Annotated in this window: 23 protein-coding genes; 7 read left to right on the top strand and 16 right to left on the bottom strand. The window is 62.0% G+C overall.

From position 1 onward, the window contains the following. Positions 1–117: 117 nt before the first annotated feature. From AB6N07_RS22820 to AB6N07_RS22805, 4 genes are all read right to left on the bottom strand, one after another. Entirely contained in the window at positions 118–606 is a 489-nt protein-coding gene (locus tag AB6N07_RS22820) for an N-acetyltransferase family protein (protein WP_370675333.1), read from the bottom strand. 6 nt (positions 607–612) lie between these two features. After that, the gene (locus AB6N07_RS22815) at positions 613–1,197 is read right to left on the bottom strand and encodes a hypothetical protein (protein WP_370675332.1); all 585 of its coding nucleotides are present in this window, start codon (positions 1,195–1,197) and stop codon (positions 613–615) included. Positions 1,198–1,400: 203 nt separating this feature from the next. Continuing rightward, positions 1,401–2,729 (bottom strand): sigma-54-dependent transcriptional regulator, encoded by a 1,329-nt coding sequence (locus AB6N07_RS22810; RefSeq protein WP_370675331.1) that lies wholly within the window; start codon positions 2,727–2,729, stop codon positions 1,401–1,403. Positions 2,730–2,939: 210 nt separating this feature from the next. Next, positions 2,940–3,134, bottom strand: coding sequence for a heavy-metal-associated domain-containing protein (locus tag AB6N07_RS22805; protein ID WP_370675330.1), 195 nt, complete (start codon positions 3,132–3,134; stop codon positions 2,940–2,942). Between the two features lie 243 nt (positions 3,135–3,377). Here AB6N07_RS22805 and AB6N07_RS22800 point away from each other — a divergent pair, with 243 nt between their 5' ends. Continuing rightward, on the top strand, positions 3,378–4,787 hold the full coding sequence (locus AB6N07_RS22800; protein ID WP_370675329.1) for an EAL domain-containing protein: 1,410 nt from the start codon (positions 3,378–3,380) through the stop codon (positions 4,785–4,787). Between the two features lie 220 nt (positions 4,788–5,007). Continuing rightward, positions 5,008–5,427 carry a response regulator gene (locus AB6N07_RS22795; RefSeq protein ID WP_370675328.1) on the top strand — a complete coding sequence of 140 codons (420 nt, stop codon included), beginning with the start codon at positions 5,008–5,010 and terminating at the stop codon, positions 5,425–5,427. Positions 5,428–5,887: 460 nt separating this feature from the next. On the opposite strand, the gene AB6N07_RS22790 is transcribed toward AB6N07_RS22795, so the two are convergent. From AB6N07_RS22790 to AB6N07_RS22775, 4 genes are all read right to left on the bottom strand, one after another. Further along, complete coding sequence (locus tag AB6N07_RS22790; protein WP_370675327.1) at positions 5,888–6,556, bottom strand: hypothetical protein; 669 nt, start codon at positions 6,554–6,556, stop codon at positions 5,888–5,890. Positions 6,557–6,628: 72 nt separating this feature from the next. Beyond that, the gene (gene lspA, locus AB6N07_RS22785) at positions 6,629–7,132 is read right to left on the bottom strand and encodes a signal peptidase II (protein WP_370675326.1); all 504 of its coding nucleotides are present in this window, start codon (positions 7,130–7,132) and stop codon (positions 6,629–6,631) included. Beyond that, positions 7,129–10,080: an isoleucine--tRNA ligase gene (gene ileS / locus AB6N07_RS22780; RefSeq protein ID WP_370675325.1), complete on the bottom strand. Its 2,952-nt coding sequence runs from the start codon at positions 10,078–10,080 to the stop codon at positions 7,129–7,131. Before ileS ends, lspA begins: the two co-directional genes overlap by 4 nt. Before the next feature lie 227 nt (positions 10,081–10,307). Then, positions 10,308–11,381: a bifunctional riboflavin kinase/FAD synthetase gene (locus AB6N07_RS22775; RefSeq protein ID WP_370675324.1), complete on the bottom strand. Its 1,074-nt coding sequence runs from the start codon at positions 11,379–11,381 to the stop codon at positions 10,308–10,310. A gap of 360 nt (positions 11,382–11,741) precedes the next feature. On the opposite strand from AB6N07_RS22775, the gene AB6N07_RS22770 reads away from it, so the two are divergent. Together AB6N07_RS22770 and AB6N07_RS22765 are read left to right on the top strand one after the other, a co-directional pair. Next, positions 11,742–12,125, top strand: coding sequence for a response regulator (locus tag AB6N07_RS22770; RefSeq protein ID WP_370675323.1), 384 nt, complete (start codon positions 11,742–11,744; stop codon positions 12,123–12,125). 156 nt (positions 12,126–12,281) lie between these two features. Continuing rightward, entirely contained in the window at positions 12,282–12,917 is a 636-nt protein-coding gene (locus AB6N07_RS22765) for a protein phosphatase CheZ (protein ID WP_370675322.1), read from the top strand. 55 nt (positions 12,918–12,972) lie between these two features. Here AB6N07_RS22765 and AB6N07_RS22760 read toward each other — a convergent pair whose 3' ends face one another. Further along, entirely contained in the window at positions 12,973–13,824 is an 852-nt protein-coding gene (locus tag AB6N07_RS22760; protein ID WP_370675321.1) for a TIGR01459 family HAD-type hydrolase, read from the bottom strand. Between the two features lie 85 nt (positions 13,825–13,909). On the opposite strand from AB6N07_RS22760, the gene AB6N07_RS22755 reads away from it, so the two are divergent. After that, positions 13,910–14,437, top strand: coding sequence for an AAA family ATPase (locus tag AB6N07_RS22755; protein ID WP_370675320.1), 528 nt, complete (start codon positions 13,910–13,912; stop codon positions 14,435–14,437). Between the two features lie 12 nt (positions 14,438–14,449). Here AB6N07_RS22755 and AB6N07_RS22750 read toward each other — a convergent pair whose 3' ends face one another. After that, complete coding sequence (locus AB6N07_RS22750) at positions 14,450–15,181, bottom strand: NAD-dependent deacylase (RefSeq protein ID WP_370675319.1); 732 nt, start codon at positions 15,179–15,181, stop codon at positions 14,450–14,452. A gap of 150 nt (positions 15,182–15,331) precedes the next feature. On the opposite strand from AB6N07_RS22750, the gene mutL reads away from it, so the two are divergent. After that, complete coding sequence (gene mutL, locus AB6N07_RS22745; RefSeq protein ID WP_370675318.1) at positions 15,332–17,203, top strand: DNA mismatch repair endonuclease MutL; 1,872 nt, start codon at positions 15,332–15,334, stop codon at positions 17,201–17,203. A 2-nt stretch (positions 17,204–17,205) separates the two neighbouring features. Here the strand turns inward: mutL and AB6N07_RS22740 are convergent, their stop codons facing one another. The 6 genes from AB6N07_RS22740 to AB6N07_RS22715 all read right to left on the bottom strand — a co-directional run bounded on the left by AB6N07_RS22740 (position 17,206) and on the right by AB6N07_RS22715 (position 21,794). Next, on the bottom strand, positions 17,206–17,718 hold the full coding sequence (locus AB6N07_RS22740; RefSeq protein WP_370675317.1) for a GNAT family N-acetyltransferase: 513 nt from the start codon (positions 17,716–17,718) through the stop codon (positions 17,206–17,208). Between the two features lie 5 nt (positions 17,719–17,723). Next, entirely contained in the window at positions 17,724–18,017 is a 294-nt protein-coding gene (locus AB6N07_RS22735) for an HPr family phosphocarrier protein (protein ID WP_370675316.1), read from the bottom strand. Further along, positions 18,014–18,415, bottom strand: a complete 402-nt coding sequence (locus AB6N07_RS22730; RefSeq protein ID WP_026790909.1) for a PTS sugar transporter subunit IIA — start codon at positions 18,413–18,415, stop codon at positions 18,014–18,016. The genes AB6N07_RS22735 and AB6N07_RS22730 overlap by 4 nt, the downstream gene beginning before the upstream one ends. A gap of 263 nt (positions 18,416–18,678) precedes the next feature. Then, positions 18,679–19,131, bottom strand: coding sequence for an HPr kinase/phosphorylase (locus AB6N07_RS22725; RefSeq protein WP_370675315.1), 453 nt, complete (start codon positions 19,129–19,131; stop codon positions 18,679–18,681). Then, positions 19,128–20,900, bottom strand: a complete 1,773-nt coding sequence (locus tag AB6N07_RS22720; protein ID WP_370675314.1) for a stimulus-sensing domain-containing protein — start codon at positions 20,898–20,900, stop codon at positions 19,128–19,130. The genes AB6N07_RS22725 and AB6N07_RS22720 overlap by 4 nt, the downstream gene beginning before the upstream one ends. A gap of 189 nt (positions 20,901–21,089) precedes the next feature. Continuing rightward, positions 21,090–21,794: a response regulator transcription factor gene (locus AB6N07_RS22715; protein ID WP_100080279.1), complete on the bottom strand. Its 705-nt coding sequence runs from the start codon at positions 21,792–21,794 to the stop codon at positions 21,090–21,092. Between the two features lie 267 nt (positions 21,795–22,061). Between AB6N07_RS22715 and AB6N07_RS22710 the strand changes: the two genes are divergently transcribed. Next, positions 22,062–22,724: a HugZ family protein gene (locus AB6N07_RS22710; RefSeq protein ID WP_370675313.1), complete on the top strand. Its 663-nt coding sequence runs from the start codon at positions 22,062–22,064 to the stop codon at positions 22,722–22,724. The last annotated feature ends 2 nt before the right edge of the window (positions 22,725–22,726 follow it).

Here is a 22,726-nt window from a genome sequence, read left to right as displayed (position 1 = left end):
GGTACGCGGCCAAGACGCGGCTTCTACGCCTCGGGCGTCTGACCGACAAGGTCGCCGGACATACCTAAATGGCGTGTAAGGCAAAACATGACAGCAGGCAGACGGCGCAAGCGGCGTTTACCGATCGAGTTCTAGCCGATAGGCGAATTCCCAGCCATCCGTAGCGTCGGCGAGGAAGCGGATGACCGGCTGGCGGACGAAACCGAGTTTTTCGTAAAAGCGGTGACCGGCAAGAAAGCGCGTATCGGTCCAGAGTTTCAGCGTTCGGCCGTCCCGCCGGATCACCTCCTCGATCGCCATGGCATAAAGCTTCCGCGCCAGCCCCGACCCGCGTTGTGCACGGTCGAGGTAGACCTTGTTGATCTCGAAGACGCTGTCGCCGTCCGGCGAGGATATGGCAAACGAGCCGACAACGGTGCCCTTGTTTTCTGCGACGAACAGTCGGCCGTTTCGCTTCTCGTAATGGCTGGCCGGTGCCGCGAGTTCGGGAAACTCGGCAAGGACGAACGGGCAGCCCTCATATTCGCCAAATACCGCGGCGATCAATCGTGCAATGCCAGCACCGTCGGCGTCGACGGCGGGCCGAACAAAGGGCTGTTCCGCCATGGCAGATCAGTTGGCCGGCTTATCGGCAATGGTGAACGGCAGCTCGAACTCGCCCTTCTTTTCGGAATTGCGGTCGCTGAGCTTGGTCACAAGCACATAATCGCCGGGCTTCAGGCCTTTGAAATTGTAGACGATATAGACTTGGAACTCTTTGTTTCGCCGGCGCGACACCATGTCGAGCGAGGCAAAGCCTTCCTGCGCGTGCAGGATCTGGCCGCGTGGCGTACGCAGTTCGAAATCGGCCGAGAAATCGATCTTGAACAGATCTCCTTCCTTGCCGAAGCCGTAGCCGAACGGTTCGGCGTAGACGAGCATCTGCTCGTCCGGTTGGAAAACGGCATTGGGACGGGTAGCATAGATGCCGAAGCCGGCCGGTTTGCCGGTAACGAAGGTTGCCTCCGAAAAACCGAGTGGCGCTGCGTCCCAGGCCGCATTGAAGGCGGCTTCGAGCGAGGCCAGCGCCTCGACTGCCTTGCCTTCGGCAAGCAGCGCCTCGGCTGCCTTGGCTTCATCGAGGATCGGCCCCGCCACCGCGGTAGATGCCGCCATTACGCAGGCAAAAAAAGCAGCAAGAAAACGCAACCCGTGCATGACCGCTTATCCTTCCCCCAGAGCATCCGCTGATTAGGCCAAACCGGCCCGATCGAAAAGCGACTGCTCAAGCGCACACTTTAGTCCCTTCCACAAAACGCGGCGAACATTTGCCGGAGGTCCTCCAGGCGATTGTGGTCTTGTCCTATCTTACTGATCCGTGGCCGGTTTCCAAGGTCAGGTCGGCCTCTTCGCAGAACTACTCAGGCGCTGCGGACGGCAATGGCATCTTCAATGTCGCGGCGCTTGCGGTAAATGGTCGATGGACTGATCTCGAGAGCAGCCGCCGCCTTGGCAATGTTGCCGTCGAAGGCTTCGATGGCCTCTTCGATGACCCGCGCCTCTTCCAGCCAGAGTGGCTTGACTTCGGCCGGCAGCTTCTTTCTTGGCGCCGCGGACATAGCCGCCGGTGCGACGATCACCGGGACCACCATATCGGCGGTGACAAGGTCGCCGGGGTAGAGCCCCATCAGGGTTTCGAGGGCCGACCTGAGTTCGGAGACGTTGCCCGGCCAAGCGCGACCGGCCAGACATTGCACGGCGGCGGCTGTGAAGCGCGTGTAGCGCGAGCCGCTATCGCGATTGATCTGTCGCACCATGGCGTCAACGAGAAGCGGAATGTCTTCGGTTCGGTCTCGGAGCGGCGGCACGGCCAGCGTCAGTACGTTGAGGCGGAAATAGAGATCCTGCCTCAGGCCGGCGGGGCCGCTGAGATCGTCGAGCGGTCGGCGCGATGAGGCGATGATCCGCACGGAAAGACGATGGCCGCCATCGAAGCCGGCAATTTCGCCCGTATCCAGAAAGCGCATCAGCGCAAGCTGGGCGGGGTCAGGAAGATGCCCCACCTCGTCGAGGAATAGAGTCCCACCATCGGCGGCGGCAAGAGCGCCGTCGGTTTCCGAAAGATCTGCCACCAGCTGGTCGACCGGCGTTTGCGAACAATCGATCGTGACGAACGGCCCATTGCGACGGCGAGAGCGGGCATGGACGGATCGAGCCACCAGCGACTTGCCACTGCCGGCCTCGCCGGAAATGAACACGGGGCCAAGCGATGGAGCAACGCGCAAAATATGCTCGGAAAGCGCCCGCGTTGCCGGCGCCGAACCGATGAGTCCATCGGCGTCATCGACGGTGTTGGCGAGGCTCTCGACGAACTGGCGCTCGACGCGGCGAGCGAAGGCGTTGCCGTCAACCGGCTTTTCGATGAAGTCGGCAGCTCCCGAGCGGACGCAAGCCACCGCCGCCTGCACATCGGTGGGGTCACCCATGGCATAGACGGTCGTCGGCGTTAGTTGCTCGGTGAAGGCACGGAAGGCTGTCGGTCCGCCGATGGTGTCAAGATCGATGGCGATGACGTCAAACGTCTGCTTACCGGCCATCACGCGCGCGGCGTCGCGCTCAGCGGTTTCCAGAATCAACATCGGCCGTGCAATGCGCGCTTCAAGCGCCTTGCGCACGACCCGTCGCGACGAGACATCCGCATCGACGATTAAAAGACGTACCGTCGATGTGCTGCGCGGGCCAACCGACATCGGAAAGCGTTCCCTGCCAGACAGTTGCAAATTGCATTGCGTACCGGCGGAACTGTGCCCCGAGCATGGTAAATAAAGGGTTGATAACCGTTAACAGGATATCAATTGCGTTCATCAAGCCAGCCTTTCGGCAGCGAAATGGGCAATAAAAACGCGTGGTGCGCCTCGCCTTTACGGAACGAGGCTCCGACGCGTCTCCGAGAATCGGCGTCACGCCGCCACTTCATAGCCGGCAGCCTCGATGGCATCGCCGAGCGCTTTGGCGTCGGCTTTGGTCTCGACGCTCACCTTGCCGGAAGGGAGGTCGACCATGACTGTTGCATCGGCATCGACGCGCTTGATCGCCTTTTCGACCGAACTGGCGCAGCCACCACACATCATGCCTTTGACGTTGAGTTCGATCATGCCGTATCTCCATTTTTTTGCCGTTGGCGACTGTTCGCCGGCCACATATGCCGAACATGGGACCACCTTTGGCGGGGGTCAAGGCGGTGGCAAGTCGGTCACTGGACGCCGACAATGGCGCGCAAGAGGTAAAATGCGCTGAAAACCCTTGGAAAACCATTGTCCGTCTTCGCTTCCGCTCACGAAAACGGCAACAATGCTCTGTGATTCGTTGCGTGGTTTGGTGTTGGAGTGGGCAGGCGAATGAACCGGTCGTCATCGACGATGATCTTGATCGCCATGGGCGTGATCGCCGCCTCGGCCGCGGTAGTGCTGTACTTCCAGCTTGGCCTGTCGGCGGGTTCGGCGCTGGTGATCGGCATCGGCTTGATGCTGACCATGATCATCTTGCAGCAGCCTATGGAGCGGCGGCGGGAGCGGGATTGGATCGATAGCCGACTCGCAGAGATCGCCGCTGTCGCAGGCGATGGCGAAGCCGAAATCGAGAAGATCGCCGCCCGACTCAATCGTCTCGAACAGGCTCTGCCCGGCCGGGTGCGCGAGCAGACCGGCGAACTCGCCGCCGAGGTTGAGGTGGTCGGCGAATTGCTCCGGCAGGTGACCGAGACATTGGCTGAACTGGAGTCCACGGTCGAGGGGCGCCTGGACGGCGTCAACGCGCGCTTTGGCGCTCTGGAGCGGCATATTCGCGAGGCCGAGGATGCCGCGGGACGGCGCCCACGCCGGACACGTCCCGACGACTATCTCGACGAGGGGCGCGCCAGCCGGCCGGCTGATAGCCGCGATGGCCTCTCCGCCAGCTTAAAAAACTCCCTGTTCGTTCCCGATACCGACCCGGCCTTTGAACGGGAGGTGGAGCATCTCATTCGTGACGAGCAGATCGAACTGCATCTGCAGCCGGTGGTGACGTTGCCGCAACGGCTGGTTCGTTCCTATGAAGTTTTGACCCGCCTCAAGGGCGCGGCCGGCTTGATTCCCGCGGCCGAGTTCATTCCCGTTGCCGAGAAGAGCCGGCTGATTGCCAAACTGGACACCTATCAGGTGATCCGCTCATTCCAGATTTTGAAGCGTCTCACCCAACGCAACAGCGATGTCGGCCTTTACATCAATCTGTCGGTGGAAAGTCTTGCATCATCGACCTTCTTTCGTGAGTTCCAGGGCTTTCTTGCTCAGAGCCGAGCCATGGCGGAGCTCGTGCAGTTCGAGTTTCGTCAGGATGCGCTCGCCGAGATGGGGCCGCTTGAGATCGAAAGCCTGCGGGCGGTCGCCGACCTCGGCTTCCATTTCTCGATCGACAACGTCACGGACCTGCGCGTCGATTTCCGTCGCTGGTCCGATCTCGGCTTCCGTTCGATCAAGGTTGCTGCCGACCGGCTGCTCGGCCGGGCGCCGCTTGTTACCGGCGATATCCATGTCGAGGACATGTCCGGCCACCTGCAGCGGCAGGGGCTGACCCTGATCGTCGATCGGGTCGAGCAGGAGGCGCAGGTCATCGACCTTCTGGACTACGGGCTGACCTTCGGCCAGGGCAATCTGTTTTCAAGCCCGCGCCAAGTGAGGCCGGAAGTGCTCGGGGCAAGCCAGGCTGCCAATGGCACGTCTGCACGGGCAGCACCAGCCGGCAGTGAGCGGGCAGGCACCTCGCGTCGTTGACCGCTCAACGAAGACGCTTGATCAGCGTGGACAATCTAAAAGTCACGGAGCTGCAACATTTAGTTAAGGCGCGCCGTGTAAAGTTGCTAACTGCGCTAGTCTCTAGGGGTTTCATAAGCCTGGGCAGCCAGGGACCTTTAAGGTATTGCCAAGTTACTATCTTGATTATTTAGGGTAGTTGTTGCGACTGTGCGCGTCCTGAATGAGCTTGGGGTTTGAAATGTCCTTTGATCTCTCACTTCCTGTGCTCGTGGTTGATGACTACCGGACCATGGCGAGGATAATTCGCAATCTCCTCAAGGCTATCGGGTTCAATGACGTTGACGAGGCGGCCGACGGCAGCGAGGCCCTGAGCAAGCTGGCGGATCGCGATTACGGTCTCATCATTTCCGACTGGAATATGCTGCCGATGACTGGCTACGAGTTCCTTCAACGCGTGCGAGCCAGCGAGCGTTACTCGCATATTCCATTCCTGATGGTGACCGCGGAATCCAAGGCGGAAAACGTCATCGCCGCCAAGAAGGCTGGCGTCAGCAATTACATAGTGAAACCCTTCACGGCGGAGACGCTACGCGCCAAGATCGAAGCCGTGCTTGGGAGCGGCGCGATTGCCACAGCCGGCCGTGACGAATTGCCCTGATTGAGGTCGGTGGTGTTGCTCGGTATCGCGCAGCAATCCAGCGCAGCAGTCTTTGGACTGCCTTAAGCAGGCCTTAGGGGGCTGGCGGCCAGATTGCCGGTCTCACCTGTCGGGCGATAATCCTCGCGTCGAACGTGATGCCCTTCCGCTCTTCGGTGATCTCGAACACAAACCTTGAGTATAAATCGAGACGAGCGCGTTGCCGGCTCTGATTTTCTCAAGCCGGCCGCTTGCCCGGCTTCGCGCGGTTGATCCTCAGGGTTTTGTAGAGCCGTGCGGCGCACACTACGCTCTAGCCTGACGGGCAAGAGGCTCTTCTCCCCCTGAAGCCCGAAGCCTATGGCTTCAAAGTGGTGTCTGTCGCTCTTGATGGTCGGACATACCACCAGAAAACAAAAAGGCCACGAATTTCGCGGCCTTTTTCGACGTCAGGTTTGAAAAAAAGAGGCGAGGCACTGCCTCACCAGAACTTCCACCACTTCTTCTTCTGCGGCTCTTCCGGCGCGCCATCGTCGGTCGTCACCGGCACGCCAGCGGCTGGCTCAAGGTAGGCGACTGGCGGCTCGACAAGCGCCTTGCGGACAGGTTTACCGCCAGCGTCGTAGAGTCTGGTGGATTTGTCACGCGGCATGTTGCCGAGTTCACTGGGAAGAAGCCGCCTTCTATCGGAATCGGACACCGTGACATCCGAATCCGATGCCACGCGGGACCTTGCATCGGGAACGCGAACTGACATCAGCTCAGACGGGGACAATTGATCATTGTCGCCGCGCGCGTTGTCGCGGGCCTGCGCATCGGCCAGGATCTTGCGCGTCTTGAGATCGTTGTCTTCCGGCCAGGTTCCGCTGGCCGCAAGCCGGTTGGGATCTTCCGGCGCGACCAAAGCCAACTTGTTGGGGGGCACGACCAGTGGGGCTCGCGGAGTATAGTCGATGGCAGTCTTGCGCTCCGGTACGGCTCCCACGCCTTCCATGAGGGCGCGGCCAATAGAGGAGTTTGGAACTTCCGTTTCAGGGTCGTTGTCGGCCACCGATGTGCCCAGCGCCGAACAGGCCGAGAGACTCAAAGCGGCGACGGCGAGAAGAGTGCAACGCTTGCCGGTCAGCAGATTGGTCATCGATATCGTCACTCTCGCTCTCGTCCCGGGTCGCACCATGGTTCGACCCTTGTCTCGGTCAGCACATAGCTGACTTTTGAGGCATCACTGTGGCCTCAAGCGCAGAGACTCATACAGGAGTGCGCCCACCCCTGCAACGATGGCGCAGTCAGCAAGATTGAAAACGTACCAGGAAAAAGAGCCATAGTGCAGGTAGAGGAAGTCGACGACGCCGCCAAACACAACGCGGTCGATGAGATTGCCGAGCGCGCCGCCAATGATCAGCGCCAACGCCAAACCGGCCACCAGCCGGTCGCGTGACCGCCACAGCCATGCGGCAAGCAGGATCGTCGCGAACGCCGTCAGAGAGATCAACAGCCAACGTCCGAGGGCCTCCTGCTGCTGGAACAGACCATAGGAAATGCCCATGTTCCAGGTCAGCACGAGATCGAATACGGGCAGCACCGAAATGCGATCACCGTCCGGCAGGCTCGTATGGTTCAGCACCCAGTATTTGCTGCCCTGGTCGACGGCGAGCGTCATCAGGACAACGGCGAGCGCGGCAAACCGCGTCCGCCGCGTCGCAAGATCGCTCGACGCCGCCGTCATGCGCCGGCCGCCAGCTCGCGCAACGCCTGGGCGTCGCGGAGCGTCACATCCGGGTAGTCGGGGTCGCTGCCGACCTCAGGAAGAATCTTCCACGAGCGGGCGCATTTCCGCCCTTCGGCGAGCCCAGGGACCACTCCAACCGGTGTGCCATCGTCAAGGCGGAAGGCGCCATCGGGGGCGGGCGCATCGGCAACGGCAATCTGCGACGTGATGCAGATCTCGGCAAAATCGAGCCCGTCGAGCGCTGCGAGCAGGTCCTTGTCCTCGATGTAGACCAGCGGCGCTGCCTCGAGAGATGAGCCGATGCGCTTTTCCCGCCGCTCGATCTCAAGCGCGCCGGTGACGGCACGCCGCACGCGCTTCACCTTCTCCCACTTCTCGTCGAGCGTCGCGTTGGTCCACTCTTCGGGCACGGCCGGGAAAAGCTCGAGATGGATGGACGACGCTTCGCCGGGGTGCCGCTCGAGCCAAGCTTCCTCGGCGGTGAAGGGGATCAGCGGTGCCAGCCATTTGATGAGATGGTCATAGAGCACCGCCACCACGTGAAGCGCGGCGCGGCGCTTGAGGCTCGACTTCGGATCGCAATAGAGCGCGTCCTTGCGGACGTCGAAGTAGAAGGCGCTGAGCTCGATGTTCATGAAATTGAGCACCGACGAGAAGACGGACTTGAAGTCGTATTCCCGGTAGCCGTCCACCACCTGGGTGCCGACTTCGGCGAGCTTGTGCAGCATCACCCTTTCGAGCTCCGGCAGGTCGGCATAGGCCACCGCGTCGCCGTCGTAATGGGCAAGCGTGCCGAGCATCCAGCGCAAGGTGTTGCGGATCTTGCGATAGGCGTCTGTGTTGGTACCGAGGACGGTCTTGCCAATCCTCAGATCTTCCCAATAGTCAGTCGAAGCGACCCAAAGACGCAGGATATCGGCGCCCGACTGGCGGATGACGTCCTGCGGCTGCACCTGGTTGCCGAGTGACTTCGACATCTTGCGGCCGTCCTCGGCCATGATGAAGCCGTGCGTCACCACCGCCTTGTAGGGGGCAACGCCGTTGACGCCGCAGGATTCCAAGAGCGACGAATGGAACCAGCCGCGATGCTGGTCCGAGCCCTCGAGGTAGACGTCGGCCGGCCACTTGAGGTCGGGGCGGCCCTTCAGCACGAATTCGTGCGTCGAGCCGGAATCGAACCAGACGTCGAGGATGTCGCGCACCTGCTCCCAGGCAGCAAGGTTTTCGACAAAGCCTTCAAGGAAGCGTTCCTTGGCCCCATCGGCGAACCAGGCATCGGCGCCTTCCGCCAGGAAAGCCTCGCGAATGCGGGCGGCATAGGCGTCGTTGTGCGCAAATTCCGGCCCCGGAATGACCTGGCCGGTTTCAAGATTGCGGAACACGGCGATCGGCACGCCCCAGGCACGCTGGCGCGACAGCACCCAGTCGGGCCGGTTTTCGATCATCGAGCGCAAGCGCGTCTGGCCGGCCGGCGGATAGAAGGCTGTCTCGTCGATGGCATTGAGCGCGCGGGCGCGCAGCGTATCGCCGATCGGTCCCTTGCCGATGGGGTGATCCATATAGACGAACCACTGCGGGGTGTTGCGGAAGATCACTGGCTTCTTCGAACGCCAGCTATGCGGATAGGTATGCTTCAGGCGACCGCGCGCCGCCATCATGCCCGCGGCGGCCAGCGCATCGATCACCGCCTGGTTGGCGTCGCCCTTTTCACCCTTGTCGGTGATGACACGGCGGCCAACCAGACCAGGTGCCGCGTCCGTCAGAAAACCATTGTCGTCGACCGTGAAGGGGATTGCCGTGGAGATGCCGCGCTCCGTCAACTGCCGGCCGTAGTCCATCCACACCTCGAAGTCCTCCCTGCCATGGCCGGGGGCGGTGTGAACGAAGCCTGTGCCGGTATCGTCGGTGACGTGGTCGCCGGCGAGCAGGGGAACGTCGAAGGTGTAGCCGCCGTCGAGCCCTTTGAGTGGATGGGCACAGGTGAGGCCGGCGAGCACGTCGGCCGTGACCGAGGCCAACTTGGTGTAGCCGGCCACCTTGGCCTGCTTGAACACAGCCTCGGCAAGGGCATCGGCGAGGATGTATTTCTCGCCGGTCTTGGCCCAGTTGCCGTCCGGCGCCTCGGTCACCTCATAGAGACCATAGGCAATCTTCGGCGAATAGCTGACGGCGCGGTTGCCAGGGATCGTCCAGGGCGTCGTCGTCCAGATGACGACGAAAGCATCGGCGAACTCGCTCGCGCCGGACGTTACGGGGAACTTCACCCAGATGGTGTCGGACTGGTAGTCCTGATACTCGACCTCGGCTTCAGCCAACGCCGTCCGCTCGACCACCGACCACATCACCGGCTTGGAGCCGCGATAAAGCTGTCCAGACGTGGCGAACTTCAGGAGCTCAGTGGCGATCACCGCCTCCGAAGTGAAGGCCATGGTGGTGTAGGGATGCTTGAAGTCGCCCTCGACACCCAGCCGACGAAACTCCTCGGCCTGGATCTTGATCCAGCCTTCAGCATATTGGCGACACTCGGCGCGGAAGTCGTTGATCGGCACCTCGTCCTTGTTCTTGCCCTTGGCGCGATACTCTTCCTCGACCTTCCACTCGATCGGCAGGCCGTGACAGTCCCACCCGGGAACGTAGTTGGAATCGTAACCCATCATCTGCCGCGAGCGGGTGATGATGTCTTTCAGGATCTTGTTGAGTGCGTGGCCGATGTGCAGATGGCCGTTGGCATACGGCGGTCCGTCATGCAGGACGAACTTCTCGCGTCCCTTGGCGGTCTCGCGCAGCTTCTCGTAAAGCTTCATCTCGTCCCAGCGGGCGATCAGCTTCGGCTCCTTCTCGGGCAAACCGGCGCGCATCGGAAAATCGGTGGCCGGGAGATTGAGCGTCGGCGAATAGTCGCGGGTCGGCGTCGCTTCGGACGTCGGGGCGGGCGTGTCGGTCATGAACTGTCTCGTCAATGCAGCAAGAATGGGGCGGGCCGGCGCGGTATTGCCTGCGATCGGCCAAGGCTCGGCTCCCGGTCCCTCGATCCCGTCGCCTTAGCGGCGGTTCATCGGGGCCGGGCCGATAATTCGTGTGAAATGCGGGGCAGCCGGCTGACGGCGGATGAGCATAAACATGGGCGGTGTTCTACCGGCAAAGCGACCGAAAGGAAAGACGTTTGCCGCCCTCATGACCGCCAGAGCGCTCGATCGAGGGGCGTAAACCCATCGAAGGCGGCTAGCAGCGCGCGTCCCTCTTCGGCGTCGTGGTTCATCTGCTCAATCAGGGCGGCAACGCCGTCGAATTTCAGCTCCGGCCGGAGATAGGCGATCGGCATCACGGTGATCGTCTTTCCATAGAGGTCGCCGGAGAAGTCGAACACGAAGGTCTCAAACACTGGCGCGCCGTTGTCGAAGGTTGGACGCCGGCCCCAACTGGCCACGCCCGCGTGACGGACGCCGTCGATCTCGGCAAACACCGCGTAGACACCCTCGCAAAGCCGAACCTGAGAGGGCAGGCGAATGTTGGCTGTTGGGAAACCTATGGTGCGACCACGCTTGTCGCCATCGACGACGGTGCCTTCGAAGAACCAGTGCCAACCGAGAAGGCCGGCCGCTTCCGCCAGAACGCCCTCGGCGAGGCGGTCACGCACTTCGCTGGAGGAAACGGTGTAGCCGTCTTCGGTCTCGAACGGAGCGATGACGTCGACCGAGAAGCCGTGCCGCTCGCCGAGCTCGCGAAGCTTCTGCGGCGTGCCATGTCGTCCTTGCCCGAAGTGGAAATTCCAACCGACGACGACATGGCGAATGTCGAGTTCATCTACCAGCACCCGTTCCACGAACTCCTCGGGACTCTGAGCCGCGAAAGCGGCCGAGAAGGGAATGGAGACAAGTCCATCAAGGCCGATAGCCTCGACGAGCCGCGCCTTGACCGGCGCTGGCGTCAGGCGAAACACCGGATGTTCCGGTCGGAAGACATCGCGCGGGTGCGGTTCGAAGGTGACACCGACGGCGGGAAGGCCTCGCTGTCGCGCCACTGCCAGCGCTGCTTCCAGCACGGCTTGATGGCCGCGATGCACGCCATCGAAGTTGCCGATGGCGACGGCGCCACCCCGAAGAAATGGTGAAACGGAATGACGATCGACAAACTGGAAGGGGGGCATGGTCTCTGGAATCTGCTGTCGCCGGGGAATGCCGCCATGCCCGTGATAGGTGGCTCGGCGGCGCGGCGTGACCGTGCCTTCTGCCCCAGACAAGGTCAAGCGGCTAATTGCCAACAGGATTGCCCGGTCATCATGACGCCATAAAGGCGATCGGAGGCTAAGGGAATCTCCAGCATGGTTGGCAAAACGTAAAGACGCCAGCCGGAAATTTACGATAAGTCCAAGGAGAAAGCGCTGAACAGAGCCATAAAAACGATTCAGAGGAAAAACGAATTGTAAATCAAGCTTCTCAGGGAGCTGCAACAGCGCCAAAAGCCGTGGGGCCGAGAATTAACCGACTTTTCAGGTCCCCGTTGTATGGTTTCCTTCAAGCACGGGCCCCCGCAGGGATGTTCACCCGCCCGTGTATTGAGGTCGTCATCGAGGCGCGGGTGGCGCCGCGGCAGTGTGGAGTAAACGATGGCACTTGACACAACGATTCCGGTTCTAGTGGTCGACGATTACAAGACCATGATCCGAATCATCAGAAACCTCCTGAAGCAGCTCGGTTTCGAGGATGTGGATGAGGCGGCTGATGGCACCGAAGCCCTCGGCAAGATGAAGGAACGCCGCTACGGCCTTGTGATCTCCGACTGGAACATGGAGCCGATGACCGGCTACGAACTGCTCAAGCAGGTCCGCTCGGATTCATCGCTGTCGAAGACGCCGTTCATCATGGTGACGGCCGAATCCAAGACCGAAAACGTGATCGCCGCCAAGAAGGCCGGCGTCAACAACTACATCGTCAAGCCGTTCAACGCGCCGACGCTGAAGAGCAAGATTGAGGCCGTGTTCGGCGACTAATGCCGGACCGGGCCGGGAGAACGCGGAGCGGTATTGGTGCCGCTTACCGCGATCCCGGACAGGCGCGAGGCTGCCGACGCATTATCCGCGATTAGGACGTTCGCATCGCCTATCCTCTGGCGAACGCTATCGCGTACCTGAGAAAGAGATTCCTTGATGTCTGAGATGTCTTCGGAACACGTGACCAAGATCATCGACTTCCTCCAGAACAGTCGCAAGGCCGAGGATGTGTCGCTCGAAGACGTCATGCGGCTAGCCGAGATAATGGCGGAAAGCTTCCAGTCATTATTCAAGACGATGGACTTGGCTATCTATTCCGAACTCGGAGAGATGGCGCGCGAAATCGCCAACATGAAGGAAGAACTTGCTCAGCTTCACCTGAGTGACATGAGCAGCGAGCATATCCCCACTGCCGGGCGAGAACTCGATGCCATTGTCGAGGCAACGGAAGAAGCTACAAATACCATCATGTCGGCGGCCGAGGAGATCATGGGAGCCGACACGGCCGATGTCGAAGCCTATCAAGCAATCGTCAGCGAGAAGATAATCGACATTTTTCAGGCCTGCTCGTTCCAGGACATCACAGGCCAGCGTATCTCCAAGGTGGTTTCCACATTGAGCGCTCTCGACAAGCGTATCACTACCTTGGTGGAAAAGCTGAAGTTCATGCGTATCACAGACGCGCCTGTCGATGAGACCGCAGCTGAAAAGCGCGCCCGCGAGCAGATCCTGCACGGTCCTCAGTTCAAGGGCGAGGGTGTCAGCCAGGATGACGTCGACGCCTTCTTCTGAGCGTGCGCCATAACGATGGAAATAAAAAGAGGCCCGGTGGGGCCTCTTTTTATGTCTACCAGACAAGGCGTGGGATGGCTGCGCGGATGCTGAGGCCCTCGGCCCTAAGCCGCGCGGCCAACCGCGCGGGATCAGGGCTCAAAAGATCGCCGAAATCGGCGCCATGAATACCGGCGGTCACCATCAGCACGTCGATTCCCTGGCTCCAGGCGCCCTTAATATCGGTCGGAAGTCCGTCGCCGATGGCGAGTACGCGGCTCTTCTCCGTAGGACGGCCGAGCGCTCGGCCGACGGCGGCAAGCGCCGCGTCGTAGACCGAATGATAGGGTTTGCCGATGATGGTGGTATCACCTCCGAGCTCGACATAGAGCTGGGCGAGCGCACCGGCGCAATAAACGAGGCGATCTCCACGCTCGACAACGACGTCCGGATTGGCGCAGTAAGCCTTGAGCCCCCTTTCGACGAAGCGGGAGAACATGGGCCTGTAGGATTCGACACTCTCCGTTTCGTCGTCGAACAGGCCGGTCAACACGACATATTCAGCCTGCTCCTCGTCAACCAGCTCCAGATCGAGCCCCTCAAACAGGCCGAGGTTATGCCGGGGTCCGACGTGGAACACCCGTCGGCGAGGCTCGTTCTCGAACACCTTGCGGGCTACCGAGCCGGACGTGACAATTTCGTCGTAGCTTGAGGGACCGATGGCGTATTGCCGCTCGAGGAGTTCCTCGATGGCTTTCGCCGGGCGCGGCGCGTTGGTGAGCAGCACCACCACCTTGCCTTGTGCGCGAAACCGAGAGAGTGCCTCGGCCGCCGCCGGGTAGGGCGAGATGCCGTTGTGGAGTACGCCCCAGACATCGCAGATGACGCCGTCGTAGGCCTCGGCGAGGGTCGAGAGCCCGGTGATCATGTCTAGCTCTTGCATGCCCTCCCGATAAGGGTGAGACATGACAAGGTCAAGGCAGTGAGAAGGGCGGACGAAAGGATCCGGTATCGTGCAGCTTGCGGATCTGGGCGATCGAATCTGTATTTTGGGACCGTCCAACAGCGGCAAATCGACATTAGCCGTGGCGATTGGCCGCAAACGCGGGCTCTCGGCGGTCCACCTCGACCAGCTTTACCACCTTCCCGGCACCGATTGGGTTCCTCGCTCAAATGACGAGTTTGTTGCTTTGCATGACGACGCCATCACCGGTGATCGTTGGGTGATGGATGGCAACTATTCTATCTGCATGCCGCAACGCTTCGAGCGAGCAACTGGCCTCATCCTGTTGGACGTTTCGACGACAGTTAGCCTCTGGCGCTATTTTTGGCGCACCCTGTTCCAGTCTGGCCGGCAGGGCGGTCTGGACGGCGGACGGGATAGCCTTAAGTGGGAGATGGTCCGCCACATCACCGTGACAACCCCCAACAATCGCCGGCGCTATGCCGAGATGTTCAAAGCCTTGGCCTTGCCAAAGATCCATCTGTCCTCGGCCGATGCCATCCGACGGTGCTACGTCGATTGGGGATTGGACCGCTGACGACTCCGTGACTCACCAAAGTCGACCGTTGAGCAGATCGCTGACGAAAGCCGGCACGCTCTCCCCGGCCTTGCCCTCGATTTCGAGATCGAACAGGCCGCGTCCCTTGCGGGAGGCTTCGAGGTTCAGTTCAACGGTGACGGCGCCCGCCTGCCGTGCCTCGCGCACGAAATCGGCGGCGGGATATACGGTGCCCGAGGTGCCGACGGAGAGGAAGAGATCTGCCTCGCCGAGTGCCTGATAGATTTCGGGCATGTGATATGGCATTTCGCCGAACCAGACGATGTCGGGCCGGAGCGCACCATGACGGTCGCAAAGCGGGCAGGTCGAGCTGGTCGACATGTCGCCGGTCCACGCACCGCGTCGGCCACAAGCCTCGCAGAGGAAGCCGTCGAGCGTGCCGTGCATGTGGAACAGCGCCTTGGAACCGGCCTTTTCGTGCAGGCCGTCGATATTCTGGGTAACCAGAAGCAATCGGCCCAGCCAAGCCTTTTCAAGGCCTGCGAGCGCCACATGCGCAGGGTTGGGAAGGGCCGTGGCGGCTTCGCGGCGCTGTGTGTTGTAGAACTCGTGGACCAGCGGCGGGTTGCGCCGGAAGCCTTCCGGCGTCGCGACATCGTCGATGTCATAGCGCGCCCAGATGCCGCCCGCGTCGCGGAAGGTATCGAGGCCCGATTCCTGCGATATACCGGCGCCGGTCAGCACGACGATCGATGTCGACGGTGAAATTTCGACCTTACGCATGGTCGCTCCCTATCATTCGTCGCCGACTATAGACCGTGGACAGGCCTCGGTGTTGACGATTTCGTGGCCAGCGCCGACCTCGCACCTCGCCACCGCATCGGCTATGCTCATTCCTCCGACCCGCCAGATGCAAGCGATTCCCGGCTCCCCATGTCCGTCATCATTCAGCTCTCGCCCGTTACCATCAACCGCATCGCCGCTGGCGAGGTGGTGGAGCGGCCGGCAAGCGTGGTCAAGGAACTGGTTGAGAACGCCATCGACGCCGGTGCCGACCGCATTGAGGTTGTGACGGCGGGTGGCGGCAAAACGCTCATCCGCATCATTGACAATGGCGTTGGCATGACGGCGGACGATCTGTCGCTGGCCGTGGAGCGGCATTGCACCTCCAAGCTCATAGAGGATGACCTTCTCGATATCCGAACCCTTGGCTTTCGCGGTGAGGCGCTGCCATCGATCGGCTCGGTGGCCGATGTCAGGATCGAGACGAGGCACGCTTCGGAGGCTAACGGCTGGGCGATCACGGTGTCTGGCGGCAGCCGTTCGGAGATCGCCCCGGTAGGATTGAGCCTGGGCACCCGCATCGAGGTCCGCAACCTGTTCTTTTCGACGCCGGCCCGCCTCAAGTTTCTGAAAAGCGAACGCGCCGAGGCCGGCGCCATCACCGACGTCGTCAAGCGCTTGGCGTTGGCTCACCCGGAGATCCGGTTTTCGCTCTCGGGTTCCGATCGTTCGTCGCTCGATTATCCCGCGCTTGCCGGGGGCGATTTCAGGGGGCGGGCGTTGCAGATCATGGGGGCCGATTTTGCTGACAACTCGATCGAGATTGACGCGTTGCGTGAGGGCGTCCGTCTGACCGGTCTTGCCGGCCTCGGCACGCTGCAGAAGGCCAACGCCCAGAGCCAGTATCTGTTCGTCAATGGCCGGCCGGTGCGTGACAAGTTGCTGATCGGTGCCATCCGCGCTGGCTATGCCGACGTCATGGCCCGCGACCGCTTCCCGGCGGCCGTGCTGTTCGTCGACCTCGACCCGCATGAGGTCGATGTCAATGTCCATCCGACCAAGGCGGACGTCCGTTTCCGGGATCCGGGTTTGGTGCGCGGCTTGTTGGTCGGCGCGCTCCGCCGAGCCCATGCCGATGCCGGCCACCGCGCCGCTTCGACCCATGGCGCGGCGACGCTCGACGTGCTCGAGGACGCCGTCCGTCCGACGCCGGCCACGGCATCTTCGGCTTGGCGGACGGAGTATCAAAGCCGTCCGGTCGCCTTCGATTGGCGGACTGCGCCGGATCGGCCGATTCCCCCCGAGGCCCCCTCCCCACGCGGCTTCGCGGAGGAAGAGACTTCCTTCGATGCCGGTCCGACGCAAGGCCGCTTTACGGTCATTGACGATGCGGTGTCCGCCGACGCCCGCCCGGGCCTTGTCGAGGCGCCTGCGGAAAGTGTGTCGCGACCGCTTGGGGCGCCGCGAGCGCAGATTCACGAGACTTACATTGTCGCCCAGACCGTGACGGGTCTTGTCATCATCGACCAGCATGCTGCCCATGAGCGCCTTGTCTACGAGCGGCTTAAGCGGGAGATCGCGCAGGGTGTCGAGACGCAGATGCTGCTGATCCCCGAGATCGTCGACATGCCCGAGGAGGACGTGGACCGCCTCATCGAACGCGCCGAGGAACTCGCCGAACTCGGTCTCGTCGTCGAGGGTTTCGGGCCGGGCGCCGTCGCCATCCGCGAGATACCCGCGCTGCTTGGCCGGACCGACACGGCGGCGCTTTTGCGCGACATCGCCGACGATCTTGCCGAGTGGGACCAGGCGACGCGTCTCAGAGAAAAGCTCGACGCTATCGCCGCCACCATGGCCTGCCACGGTTCGGTGAGGGCAGGCCGCCGGCTACGCCTCGAGGAGATGGATGCGTTATTGCGCGAGATGGAGGAGACGCCGAACTCCGGCCAGTGCAATCACGGCCGCCCGACGTTTGTCGAACTGAAGCTCAGCGATATCGAGCGGCTGTTCGGCCGTCGCTGATCTCAACCTTCGCGGATGATGGCGTAGATCGCCGTGTCCCAGCGGGCATTGCCCACTTTCACCGACGATCGGCGGACGCCCTCAAGCTCGAAGCCGAGGGATTCGTAGAGCGCGATGGCCGGCGCGTTGAAGGTGTAGACGTTGAGTTCGAGCCGGGGAAACTCTCCGGCTTCATCGAGCAGAGCGAACAGTTCGGAAAGGAACGGCCGCGCCAGCCCCTGACCCCGGTAGTGGGGTGCGATAGCGAAACGGGCGAGGCGTGCGACGCCATCAGCCCGGTCGAGAACCAGTTGGGCATGGGCCGCCGTTTCCTCTCCGAGGAGACCGGCAAAAGCCAGCCGGAGCGGTGGTTCCGTCAGCGTTTCGGCGAGCATTGCGGCGATCTGCTCTGCGTCCAGGGGAAAGCGAAGGCCACTGCCACCCCATTGAGCCAGAGCTTCCGGCGTTTGAAACCAAGAGGCAAGAGGCGCAAGGCGTTCCGGCGTGGCCGGGACAACGCGGAGCGGCGGCGCCATCGGACCTATTCGCCCTCGCCGAAGCGATCGTTGACCAGAGCTGCGATCGCGTCGATGGCAGCCTCGGCTTCGGTTCCCGCGGCGCGCACTTCAATGGAGGAACCGATGCCGGCGGCCAGCATCATCAAGCCCATGATCGACGTGCCCAACACGCTCTGGCCGTCTTTCAGCACGAAAACCTCGGCCTCGAAGCGGTCGACGCATTGGACGAATTTCGCCGAGGCGCGAGCATGCAGGCCCTTCTTGTTGAGGATTTTCAGTTCGCGGACGATGGCGCCGTCTACTTTGTCGTCTGTCATGATCCGGCAAGTACCTGGCTGGCGACGGAGATGTATTTGCGACCAGCGTCGCGAGCCTCGGTGACCGTCTCGGCGAGCGGCCGCTCCTTGCGGACCGTTGCGAGCTTGACCAGCATGGGCAGGTTGACGCCGGCGATCACCTCGACGTCGCCGATATCCATGACGGAAATGGCCAGATTTGAAGGCGTACCGCCGAACATGTCGGTGAGCAGGATGACGCCCTTGCCGGAGTTGACGCGACCGACCGACGCGATGATGTCGCTCCGCCGCTGTTCCATGTCGTCTTCGGGGCCGATGCAGATCGTCTCGAAATCGGCCTGGGGACCGACCACATGCTCGAGCGCCGACCGGAATTCGTCTGCCAGACGACCATGCGTCACCAGAACCAACCCAATCATGCTGGGGTCCGATCCCTGTAAATTGCGAAGATCATGCGGCACGCCATGTTGGTTTCGCTCCGAACTGGAACGGGCCACATCTTCACCAGAGCGGGATTTCTTGCAAGAGGGAATCGGATTGAGCGCCGCTCCAGCCCCCCTGCCAAGGGCAGAAAACGGGCCGTCAACTCAACAAAAAATAGGCTGTTCCGGCCCGAAAAGCTTGGTCTTGAGGGGACTTTAAAGAAAAAGCCCGGGGTTTGTTGGAATTGAGGCTTCGATCGTTAAATCTTGTTCATTTCCGAGAGCGCGGCGCGCAACAGTGGCAGCGAAACGGTGTTTTGCCGGGCTGGAATCGCCTGTCTGGGCAGCCTCAGCTCTTCGATTTCGGCCTCTTCCTCCGCCGGCTCGGGCAGTCGCGCCATTGCCCCGGCGTCGACGAGATCGACAACGAGCCGGATCACCGCTGCCGGCACGTGTTCCACTTTCTCGATCCCCCGGCCGCGCCGTTCGGCAAGGCCGGCGATGGTCTCAGGACAGCGTGCGAGAAGGCGACCGTTCACGGCCGTGAGCGCCACGCGGTCGTCGGCGACGAAGGCGGCGTAGACACCGTCTTGTCGGGCCGCGTCGATCAACGCGAAGGCGAGCGATGTCTTTCCGGTCCCCGATCCTCCCCGTATCAACACGCCCGTCTCGTCGATGACAACGGCGGTGGCGTGAACGGTTTGCGGGATCATATGGCAAGGTCCGCTGGCAATGACACCACGAAGCGCGCGCCTGTGACGCGATCGGGGGCGTTGGCGTCGTCCGTGCGGTTGATCGCCGTGATGGTGCCGCGATGGGCCTCGACGATCTGCTTGGAAATCGACAGGCCAAGGCCGGAATTGTTGCCGAAGCTTTCGCCCTCCGGGCGGTCCGTATAAAAACGCTCGAACACCCGCTCGAGTTTTTCGGCGCGGATGCCGGGGCCATGGTCGTCGACGACAATCTCGATCATGCGGTTGTCGCGGCGGACGGCGACCTCGACGCGACCGCCTTCAGGTGAGAAGGAACGGGCATTGTCGATCAGGTTGTTGAACACCTGTCCGAGCCGGCTGTCATGGCCAAGCACCATCAAGGGTTTGTTGTCCTCGCCCCGGTCGACCTTGAGATCGATGCCGACCTCCTGGTGGCGGCCTGTTTCGCGTGCCAACGAGACGACACCTTCGATGAGCCGGCCGACGTCGAGCAGCGCCACGTCCTCGCGGGCGAGCTCGGCGTCGAGGCGAGAAGCGTCGGAAATGTCGGTGATCAGCCGGTCGAGGCGGCGTACATCGTGCTGAATGATCTCGAGAAGCCGCTCCCGGCTGTTGTCGCTCTTGGCGAGCGGCAGCGTCTCCACGGCCGACCGCAACGAGGTCAGCGGATTTTTGAGTTCGTGGGCAACGTCGGCCGCGAAGCTCTCGGTGGCATCCATACGGCTGTAAAGCGCGTTGGTCATGTCGCGGAAGGCGCGGGCGAGGTCGCCGATCTCATCCTCGCGGTCGAAGGAGGGAATCTCCTCGCGCTGCTTGACGCCGCGCCGGATGCGGTCCGCGGCGGCCGCGAGGCGGCGCAGCGGCCGGGCGATCGTGCCGGCGAGCAGGAACGACAACGTGGCGGTGACGGCCGCCGCCACCAGGAAGACGCGGAAGATGCCCCAGCGCTCGGCCGTGACGATGGCATCGATATCGCCGCCCTCGGTCGAGAGCAGCAGCGAACCGACCACGACATTGAAGCGCTGCACCGGCACAGCCACCGAGACGATCATCTCGCCGTCATCCGTTACGCGCACCACCGTGCCGGGGGAACCATTCAGGGCCTGCTCCACCTCGGGATAACCGCGCCCATTGGCTCCGCCGAGTTCCCTGTAGACAGGCAGGTCGAACCGCCTCAGGCGAAAGGTAACGGCATTGATCGCCTGTTCGAGCAGCGAGGGCGCCTCTGGCTTGGTCGGAGGCAGATTGAAGCGGAGCACCTGCCCGCGAGAGTAAAGAAAGCGGGAGTCGAGGATCAGAATGCCGTCGCGGTCGTAAATGCGCGCCCGCGTCTTGGTCGGCGTGATCAGTCGGCGCAGGAGCGGCGCCACCAGCTCAGGATTGATCGGGAAATCCAGGCTTTCTGTGTCGATCGGGGCGGTTATCTCGCCGCCGGCCTGCATTTGCAGCAAGCGCTCGGGATCGATGGTGATCGCGTTGGAGATTGCCGAGGCCGAGGCGGCAATGGCGCCGGCCATGATCTCGCCCTGCGTCAGCAGGCTCTCGACGCGCGCATCGATCAGCCCGGCCCGGAATTGGTTGAGGTAGAGAATGCCGGCCACCAGCGCAGCCAGCCCGGCCAGATTGAGAACAAGAATGCGGCGGCTGAGCGAAGTGCCGATAGACGTTGCAGTGAAGCGTTTGACGCGGCGAACAATGACCGGTAACAGCCGGCGCATTGTCTGGATGCGCCCGCCGTCGGCACGGTCGGCTTCCTGACTTCCCCTCATCGGCATCGCTTCCCGCTAGGGGCTCGGCTCCGACATCTGCCTCCGCCGGACGCTAGCCTGGAGCAATGTCAGGCTCATAAGAGCCACTAGTAATCTATTGCTTTAGCGGAGTTTCTGAATTCGACATTTGACTTGGAGCCCTACGCAGCCAGGGCCCAAATGTCAAACCCCCTCCACAAGGCTTCGCCCTCACATCTCCTTGAAGCGATAGCCGACGCCGTAGAGCGTTTCGATCATCTCGAAGTCGTCGTCGATGGCCTTGAACTTCTTGCGCAGCCGCTTGATGTGGCTGTCGATCGTGCGGTCGTCGACGTAGACCTGATCGTCATAGGCCGCGTCCATCAGCGCGTTGCGGCTCTTGACCACGCCAGGGCGCTGGGCGAGCGCGAACAGGATGAGGAACTCGGTGACGGTCAAGACCACATTCTGGCCTTTCCAGGTGCAGGTGTGCCGCTCCTGGTCCATGACGAGGTTGCCGCGTTCGATGTTGCGATTGGCGTCGCTCGGCTTGGGCGCGGCGGTGGTATCGCGCGGGGCGACGCGGCGCAGCACCGCTTTGACGCGCTCGACCAGAAGCCGTTGCGAGAATGGTTTGTGAATGAAGTCGTCGGCACCCATCTTGAGGCCGAACAGCTCATCGATCTCGTCGTCCTTGGACGTCAAAAAGATGACGGGCATGTCGGTCTTCTGGCGAAGACGGCGCAACAGCTCCATGCCGTCCATGCGCGGCATCTTGATGTCGAGAATGGCGAGGTCGGGTTGCACCTTGGTGAGACCGTCGAGGGCGGAGGCGCCGTCGGTGTAGGTCTCGACGCGATAGCCCTCCGATTCGAGGGCGATCGAAACGGACGTCAGGATGTTTCTGTCATCGTCCACGAGTGCGATGGTCGGCATGCCCCAGGTCCCCGTCAGTTCCGAGCCTCAGCTCTTCATGTCATATTCGGTCGGTTTCGACAGCCGGACCTTTGTAGCAGAGTTGAGCAGAATCTGGGCAACAATGTAGAAAGATCAAGAATTCACTCGCTTTTTCACCTTCTTTCGGCGCCGAAGCAGTTAATTTGCGCCTGAGCTGATGAAGACTAGGCTGGTTTCGCACACGGTTCGCCTGGCTCCGGTTGCGGTTCTGAGAAAGCCGTCGGGCAACGCAAGGGGAGGTTTCGGATGGATGATGACCGTTTCGATGCCCAGGATATGGTGCGCCGGATCGTTCGATCGGCGGCAACCGCCTCGCTGGGCACGCTCGCGACCGACGGCGGGCCGTTCGTCACGTTTGTGACGGTGGCAACCGATATCAACGGCGCTCCGCTCGTCCTTCTCTCCGGTCTTGCCGCGCACACCCGCCATCTGGCGCGCGACGGTCGTGCCTCGCTCCTGATGCAGGCGCCGGCCAGCGAAGGCGCGGATCCGTTGACGGGCGCCCGTGTCACCGTCAGCGGCACTTTCCAGTGCGTCGCGCGCGAAGCGGCCGACCATGCCCGTCTCCTCGGCCGCTTTCTGGCCCGTCATCCGGAGGCGGAAGACTATGCTGGATTCGGGGATTTTTCTATTCACCGCATGAGTATGGAAGGCGTTCATCTCGTCGCCGGCTTCGGGCGGATCTCCCGACTCTCTGCGTCTGAATTTCTGGTGCCGGCGGCGGTGGCTAAGGCTTTCGCATCAGCCGAAACCGCGCTACTGGACAACCTCAATGGTACCGGACCTCGGCTGGTCGCGGTGGATCCCGATGGCGTCGACGTTGCCGACAAGGGCGTGAGACGACTGTCCTTCCCGCGCCGGGCCGGCGATCCCGACGAGGTGAAATCCCTTTGGGTCGACCTTGGCTAACG

This window comes from Pleomorphomonas sp. PLEO (genome assembly GCF_041320595.1).
In the GTDB taxonomy this organism is placed as follows: Bacteria; Pseudomonadota; Alphaproteobacteria; order Rhizobiales; family Pleomorphomonadaceae; genus Pleomorphomonas.
This window is presented reverse-complemented; position numbering and strand designations above follow the sequence as displayed.

Bases quoted from the DNA above. Each gene is read 5' to 3' on its own strand.
- AB6N07_RS22820 (WP_370675333.1), bottom strand. From the start codon at position 606: ATGGCGGAACAGCCCTTTGTTCGGCCCGCCGTCGACGCCGACGGTGCT.
- AB6N07_RS22815 (WP_370675332.1), bottom strand. From the start codon at position 1,197: ATGCACGGGTTGCGTTTTCTTGCTGCTTTTTTTGCCTGCGTAATGGCG.
- AB6N07_RS22810 (WP_370675331.1), bottom strand. From the start codon at position 2,729: ATGTCGGTTGGCCCGCGCAGCACATCGACGGTACGTCTTTTAATCGTC.
- AB6N07_RS22805 (WP_370675330.1), bottom strand. From the start codon at position 3,134: ATGATCGAACTCAACGTCAAAGGCATGATGTGTGGTGGCTGCGCCAGT.
- AB6N07_RS22800 (WP_370675329.1), top strand. From the start codon at position 3,378: ATGAACCGGTCGTCATCGACGATGATCTTGATCGCCATGGGCGTGATC.
- AB6N07_RS22795 (WP_370675328.1), top strand. From the start codon at position 5,008: ATGTCCTTTGATCTCTCACTTCCTGTGCTCGTGGTTGATGACTACCGG.
- lspA (WP_370675326.1), bottom strand. From the start codon at position 7,132: ATGACGGCGGCGTCGAGCGATCTTGCGACGCGGCGGACGCGGTTTGCC.
- ileS (WP_370675325.1), bottom strand. From the start codon at position 10,080: ATGACCGACACGCCCGCCCCGACGTCCGAAGCGACGCCGACCCGCGAC.
- AB6N07_RS22770 (WP_370675323.1), top strand. From the start codon at position 11,742: ATGGCACTTGACACAACGATTCCGGTTCTAGTGGTCGACGATTACAAG.
- AB6N07_RS22765 (WP_370675322.1), top strand. From the start codon at position 12,282: ATGTCTGAGATGTCTTCGGAACACGTGACCAAGATCATCGACTTCCTC.
- AB6N07_RS22760 (WP_370675321.1), bottom strand. From the start codon at position 13,824: ATGATCACCGGGCTCTCGACCCTCGCCGAGGCCTACGACGGCGTCATC.
- AB6N07_RS22750 (WP_370675319.1), bottom strand. From the start codon at position 15,181: ATGCGTAAGGTCGAAATTTCACCGTCGACATCGATCGTCGTGCTGACC.
- mutL (WP_370675318.1), top strand. From the start codon at position 15,332: ATGTCCGTCATCATTCAGCTCTCGCCCGTTACCATCAACCGCATCGCC.
- AB6N07_RS22740 (WP_370675317.1), bottom strand. From the start codon at position 17,718: ATGGCGCCGCCGCTCCGCGTTGTCCCGGCCACGCCGGAACGCCTTGCG.
- AB6N07_RS22735 (WP_370675316.1), bottom strand. From the start codon at position 18,017: ATGACAGACGACAAAGTAGACGGCGCCATCGTCCGCGAACTGAAAATC.
- AB6N07_RS22730 (WP_026790909.1), bottom strand. From the start codon at position 18,415: ATGATTGGGTTGGTTCTGGTGACGCATGGTCGTCTGGCAGACGAATTC.
- AB6N07_RS22725 (WP_370675315.1), bottom strand. From the start codon at position 19,131: ATGATCCCGCAAACCGTTCACGCCACCGCCGTTGTCATCGACGAGACG.
- AB6N07_RS22720 (WP_370675314.1), bottom strand. From the start codon at position 20,900: ATGAGGGGAAGTCAGGAAGCCGACCGTGCCGACGGCGGGCGCATCCAG.
- AB6N07_RS22715 (WP_100080279.1), bottom strand. From the start codon at position 21,794: ATGCCGACCATCGCACTCGTGGACGATGACAGAAACATCCTGACGTCC.
- AB6N07_RS22710 (WP_370675313.1), top strand. From the start codon at position 22,062: ATGGATGATGACCGTTTCGATGCCCAGGATATGGTGCGCCGGATCGTT.